This is a genomic window from Zhenhengia yiwuensis (assembly GCF_014384995.1).
Lineage (GTDB): Bacteria > Bacillota > Clostridia > Lachnospirales > Cellulosilyticaceae > Zhenhengia > Zhenhengia yiwuensis.
On record NZ_JACRSY010000072.1, the window covers coordinates 1 to 5,296 of the forward strand.

The 5,296-nt window shown below is 34.7% G+C and carries 7 protein-coding genes and 1 rRNA gene; 7 read left to right on the top strand and 1 reads right to left on the bottom strand.

From position 1 onward, the window contains the following. The first annotated feature begins 293 nt into the window (after positions 1 to 293). The 3 genes from H8718_RS19560 (at position 294) to H8718_RS19570 (ending at position 2,256) form a co-directional block, all read left to right on the top strand. Positions 294 to 542: a hypothetical protein gene (locus H8718_RS19560; protein WP_249334713.1), complete on the top strand. Its 249-nt coding sequence runs from the start codon at positions 294 to 296 to the stop codon at positions 540 to 542. Position 543: 1 nt separating this feature from the next. Beyond that, positions 544 to 1,149, top strand: coding sequence for a lysozyme (locus tag H8718_RS19565; protein WP_249334715.1), 606 nt, complete (start codon positions 544 to 546; stop codon positions 1,147 to 1,149). A 132-nt stretch (positions 1,150 to 1,281) separates the two neighbouring features. Further along, positions 1,282 to 2,256 (top strand): tyrosine-type recombinase/integrase, encoded by a 975-nt coding sequence (locus H8718_RS19570; RefSeq protein ID WP_249334717.1) that lies wholly within the window; start codon positions 1,282 to 1,284, stop codon positions 2,254 to 2,256. Between the two features lie 33 nt (positions 2,257 to 2,289). Here the strand turns inward: H8718_RS19570 and H8718_RS21125 are convergent, their stop codons facing one another. After that, positions 2,290 to 2,610: a helix-turn-helix domain-containing protein gene (locus tag H8718_RS21125; protein WP_408646589.1), complete on the bottom strand. Its 321-nt coding sequence runs from the start codon at positions 2,608 to 2,610 to the stop codon at positions 2,290 to 2,292. On the opposite strand from H8718_RS21125, the gene H8718_RS19575 reads away from it, so the two are divergent. The 4 genes from H8718_RS19575 to H8718_RS19590 form a co-directional block, all read left to right on the top strand. After that, positions 2,554 to 2,724, top strand: a complete 171-nt coding sequence (locus H8718_RS19575; RefSeq protein ID WP_249334719.1) for a hypothetical protein — start codon at positions 2,554 to 2,556, stop codon at positions 2,722 to 2,724. The genes H8718_RS21125 and H8718_RS19575 overlap by 57 nt on opposite strands. Continuing rightward, positions 2,714 to 3,529: an ABC transporter permease gene (locus H8718_RS19580; RefSeq protein ID WP_249334721.1), complete on the top strand. Its 816-nt coding sequence runs from the start codon at positions 2,714 to 2,716 to the stop codon at positions 3,527 to 3,529. The genes H8718_RS19575 and H8718_RS19580 overlap by 11 nt, the downstream gene beginning before the upstream one ends. Before the next feature lie 76 nt (positions 3,530 to 3,605). Further along, positions 3,606 to 4,619: an ABC transporter substrate-binding protein gene (locus H8718_RS19585; protein ID WP_177672067.1), complete on the top strand. Its 1,014-nt coding sequence runs from the start codon at positions 3,606 to 3,608 to the stop codon at positions 4,617 to 4,619. A 356-nt stretch (positions 4,620 to 4,975) separates the two neighbouring features. Continuing rightward, a 16S ribosomal RNA gene (locus H8718_RS19590) occupies positions 4,976 to 5,296 on the top strand; the annotation flags it as partial.

The following is a 5,296-nucleotide window of genomic DNA, read 5'->3' on the forward strand; positions in this document are numbered from 1 at the left end:
GACGTGACATTTTTGTTGCCAAAGTCAAGTTTAAAGCTGGACTGAAAGGCATAGAATTTGAAATGAGTGCAAAAGAAAAGAACTGTCCACCCGCTAAGAAAGACAGTTCTAATCATGAAGAATAATATCTGATTGGTTTCATAGCCCCAAATACAAAACATTCAGGGAGCATCAGTGTTACAGCACTGGTGCTTTCTTTATACCCATATTATAGCACAATCTTTATAAAAATAAACACTAATTTAAAGCATCTCTAAAATAGAGGTGCTTTTTTATTACAAGGAGGAATCAAAATGAATGTAGATGTATTACAAACATTAATTAACAGTTTAGGTTTTCCAATTGTGATGGTAGGAGCATGCGGCTTCTTTATTTGGAAAATGTATCAAGCACAATTACAAGATAAAGAAAGATTATATGTAGAACTTGGCAAAGCTACTGCAGCAAATGAAAAGTTTGCAGGTATTATCAGCACATACACAGGAAAATTGGAGTCTATTGAAAATAAAGTCGATAAAATTCAAGATAAGGTAGGTGCTTAGTATGAATATATCTAAGGTAGGTGTAGACCTCATTAAGAGTTTTGAAGGATGTCAATTAAAAGCCTATAAATGTCAAGCTGGTGTGTGGACTATTGGATGGGGGACTACAGAACCTATTAATGGGATAAAACCACATGAAGGCATGATTATTACTCAGCAACAGGCTGATGAGTTGCTTATAAAGAACCTCAAAGGGTACGAAAATGCAGTAAATAAATATGTTACCTATTCTATAAATCAAAATCAGTTTGATGCACTTGTAAGTTTTGCTTATAACTGTGGAAATGGTGCACTTAAAACATCAACCCTGCTTAAAAAGCTTAATGCAGGAGATGTACAAGGTGCTGCAAATGAATTCCTAAGATGGAATAAAGCAAATGGCAAGGTGTTAAATGGGCTTACACGTAGACGTCAAGCCGAAAGAAAACTCTTTCTAAAGGAGGAAGAAGAAGTGATTAAAAAAGTTAAAATTAAACTTAATGGTGTAACAAAAGAGGTTGAAGCAATAGAGAAAAATGGTCATAACTATGTAAAGCTTCAAGATCTTAGAGATGGCAAAATTAATATTGGTTATGATGGAGTACCGGTTATTCAAGTTAGAGCTTAATAGTTAATATAAAATAAAAAGGCCTACTAGCAACCTAGTAGACCTCTATGTGTATGAAAACGCTCGCAACGTCTATTATATACATAGATTGTACTAGTTTGCAAGTTGGTTTTTGTCAAGGAGGGAGCTAACATGTATACTAGAGTATTTACTCAAGGCAAATGGCAGAAGGCTAATAAATTAAATAAAGAATTACTAGAAGATTACCTGGTTGAGTTAAAATCTAAAAGACGTAGACCATCTACGCTAGAGCAGTATGAATCGGACGGTAAAATGATACTTTGTTTCATCCAAGAGCATATGGATAATAGGTGTGTTCTAGACTTTAACAAGAAAGATTTTAGAAGGATTAGTTTATGGCTTACAGAAGAACGTAAAGTATCTAATGCACGCTTTAACCGTGTGTTTGCATTAATCCGTGGCATGATGGAGTATGCTGAGGACGAAGACGACTATGATTATGAGAAGAACCTAGCAAGAAAAATAAAGGGGTTACCTAAAGAACCAGTAAGAGAAATTTACTTCCTTACAGATGAACAGATACATAAAATTAGAACCTACTTACTCGAACATGAGATGTACAGAGAATGTGCTTATCTGGATATATCCTATGACAGCGTAGGACGAATTAATGAAGTATTGCAAATAAAGAAAGAAGGCCTTTTAGAAAAAAGGTTTACGAATACCGTTATCGGTAAAAGAGGTAAGAAGTTCCCTTTGCTCTATCACTATAACAGTTTAGAAAGTATTAAGCTGTACTTAGAGCAGAGGAAAGATGATATAGATGCATTATGGGTAGACCAAAGTCATAATCATGCTGTTACAGATAATACCTTGTATGATTGGTGCGTTGAGATGAGAGATATTTTATATCAATTAGAAGGCAAATATATTCCTTTTACTCCTCATAGCTTTAGGCATTCAGGTATGGAGAATTACAAGAATGGTACTCATTATATGTGTAAACATATGGGAAGACCAGAAGGTTTCTCTATAGAAGAAGTACAAGTAATGGCGCATCATGATAATATTGATACAACTAAAAGTTATCTTAAGCCACAAGATAACAATATCCTAGAAGGGATGTTTGGAATTAAATTAGAATAGATAGTTTATATAAATGCTAGAAAAAGCATTAGGCTATAATGAGTAGCCTAATGCTTTTTCTAGCATTTTTTTTATTTTGTCTGATGGCATATGAGTATTATTTTCATATCTTATTATTGTACATACATGAATACTCAATATTTTAGCTAAATCAGATTGTGTAAGTTTATTGAGTTTACGATAGTATTGGATTTTATCTCCAATTGTTTTTAGTTGAATATCATAAAGTAATAGATTCTTTATAGTATGTGTAAAATAAATTGTTTCCGTAACAATTATATTGCAGAAGCTATATCTATGTGTGATCAAATTGCTGTTTTGTCCGCAAGGCCAGCTACAATTAAATGTGTTCATGATATACAGCTTACAATAGAGCAAGAAAGAACACCCTTAATTTCAAGAAAAGCACCAGAGTTCAAAGATTATTTTGATATGTTATGGAGGGAGTTGGGTGTCCATGAAGCATAATAAGACAATAGATAACTTAAGCGTAGGTTATCAGGATTATTTAAAGAACAAACATAAGAAAAGAAAAAAAATTGTATTTTGGCAACTGGCTACAGTTGTTTTATTTATTCTATTGTGGGAAGTACTTGCAAGACTTGATGTGATTAATACGTTCTTACTTAGTAGTCCATCTGCTATTGTAAAACTTTTTGTAGACTATTTAAAGGATGGTAGTATCTTTACACACATAGCTGTTTCTGTATGGGAAACCGTATTAGGGTTTGCTATAGGTACTGTGCTAGGAATTATTATAGCTATTATATTATGGTGGTCACCTACATTGTCCAAAATATGTGACCCTTTCTTAGTCGTACTCAATGCATTACCTAAAACAGCTTTAGCACCTATTATTATTGTATGGGCAGGTGCGGGCATAAGAGGTATAGTTGTTATTGCAATTACCATTTCTATAGTAAGTACTATACTTGCGGCATATAACTATTTCATTAATATAGAAGAAGAAAAAATTCAAATGCTTAGAAGTTTTGGTGCAACCAAATGGCAAGTGCTAACTAAGCTGATCTTACCAGCCAATATAGGTAACATTATTAATATTATTAAGATTAATATTGGTTTATCTTGGGTAGGGGTTATTGTTGGAGAATTTCTAGTTTCGCGTAATGGTATAGGTTATCTTATTGTATATGGTGGTCAAGTCTTTAGATTAGATCTTGTTATGATGGGTGTAGTGGTACTTGCTTTCTGTGCTTGGCTTATGTATGAAGCACTTAACCTTGTAGAGAAATTATATCGTTCGAAAAGGTAACACTGGTCAAGCTAAGTGATTATGCTATATTAGAGAATGTAAATTTATTCCATTTTTAATATGAGGTGAATGGATAATGAAGAAGTTAAAATCTCTAATAAGTATAGCACTTGTTGCAGTAATGAGCCTTTTAGGAGCAGGGTGTAGCAGCAAAGATAGTGGTTTAGATAAGATTAAATTGGCAGAAGTAACACATTCTGTATTTTATGCTCCTCAATATGTGGCAATTGAACAAGGATTTTTTAAAGATGAAGGTATAGAAGTAGAACTTCTAGGTGCACAAGGAGCCGATAAGACTATGGCAGCACTTTTATCAGGAGAAGTACAAATAGGACTTATGGGACCAGAGGCTTCTATATATGTATATAATCAAGGAAGTAAAGACTACTCTATCTGTTTTGCCCAACTTACTAAAAGAGACGGGAGCTTTATAGTAGGTAGAGAGCCAAATGATAATTTCACATTTGATGACCTTAAAGGAAAAGAAATTCTTGGTGGCAGAAAAGGTGGGGTGCCTGAGATGACACTAGAGTACGGTATTAAAAATAGTGGACTTGTAATTGGAGAAGATACAACTAATGGAGAAGTTAATGTAAGAACAGACATTCAATTTGGTGTAATGGCTGGAGCATTTACTGGCGGAGAAGGGGATTATGTTACTTTATTCGAGCCTTTAGCAACATCGATTGAAAAAGAAGGTTCAGGATATATTATGACATCTGTAGGACAGGAAACAGGAGAAATTCCTTTTACAGCTTATAGTGCACTAGGTTCTTATATAGAACAGAATACAGATTTAATTCAGCGTTTTACAAATGCAGTTTATAAAGGACAGCAGTTTGTACAAACACATCCAGCAGAAGAAATTGCTAAAATTATTTCACCACACTTTACGGAACTATCTTTAGAAGATTTGACAACAGTTGTAGCAAGGTATAAAGAAATTGATGCATGGTGCCAAGATCCTGTTCTTAAAGAGGAAAGCTTAACAAGACTAATGGATGTTATGGAATTAGCAGGAGAGCTTAATGAAAGAGCACCATATAATGAAATTGTAACAACTAAATATGCTGAAAAAGCTATGAAGTAATAAAACAAAGGTATAATAAAAGAAAATAAGATCCAGAAAGTAAGTTAAAAGCAAGCTTATTCATTAAAATAAGCTTGCTTTTAACTATTCATGTATAGGCTATACCCCTTGAAATAGAAGGTGTTGAAAGGGAAAGTAAAATGAAGAAACAAAAAAACAAGAAAAAAATTATAAAACTAGTTGACAATGGTTAAGCTGTATGATAACATAGTCAATGTCGCTGAGGGGCGCAGGCCACGAAGCGCAAGATGAACATTGAAAATAAAATAGTAACCATTAAACCAGTCGATTCATAAAGTCACATGAAGTGACAAGTCAGTACTACTTAACAGTACAAATGTCAAGAGACAAACTTTTTTATTGAGAGTTTGATCCTGGCTCAGGATGAACGCTGGCGGCGTGCTTAACACATGCAAGTCGAACGGACGGATTGGAGCTTGCTCCATGAAGTTAGTGGCGGACGGGTGAGTAACGCGTGGGTAACCTGCCCTATGCAGGGGGATAACGTTTGGAAACGAACGCTAATACCGCATAACCTAGTTGGTTCGCATGAACCAACTAGCAAAGATTTTATCGGCATAGGATGGACCCGCGTTGGATTAGCTAGTTGGTGAGATAACAGCCCACCAAGGCAACGATCCATAGCCGGCCTGAGAGGGTGAACGGCCACACTGGGA

Bases quoted from the DNA above. Each gene is read 5' to 3' on its own strand.
- H8718_RS19560 (WP_249334713.1), top strand. From the start codon at position 294: ATGAATGTAGATGTATTACAAACATTAATTAACAGTTTAGGTTTTCCA.
- H8718_RS19565 (WP_249334715.1), top strand. From the start codon at position 544: ATGAATATATCTAAGGTAGGTGTAGACCTCATTAAGAGTTTTGAAGGA.
- H8718_RS19570 (WP_249334717.1), top strand. From the start codon at position 1,282: ATGTATACTAGAGTATTTACTCAAGGCAAATGGCAGAAGGCTAATAAA.
- H8718_RS19575 (WP_249334719.1), top strand. From the start codon at position 2,554: ATGTGTGATCAAATTGCTGTTTTGTCCGCAAGGCCAGCTACAATTAAA.
- H8718_RS21125 (WP_408646589.1), bottom strand. From the start codon at position 2,610: ATGAACACATTTAATTGTAGCTGGCCTTGCGGACAAAACAGCAATTTG.
- H8718_RS19580 (WP_249334721.1), top strand. From the start codon at position 2,714: ATGAAGCATAATAAGACAATAGATAACTTAAGCGTAGGTTATCAGGAT.
- H8718_RS19585 (WP_177672067.1), top strand. From the start codon at position 3,606: ATGAAGAAGTTAAAATCTCTAATAAGTATAGCACTTGTTGCAGTAATG.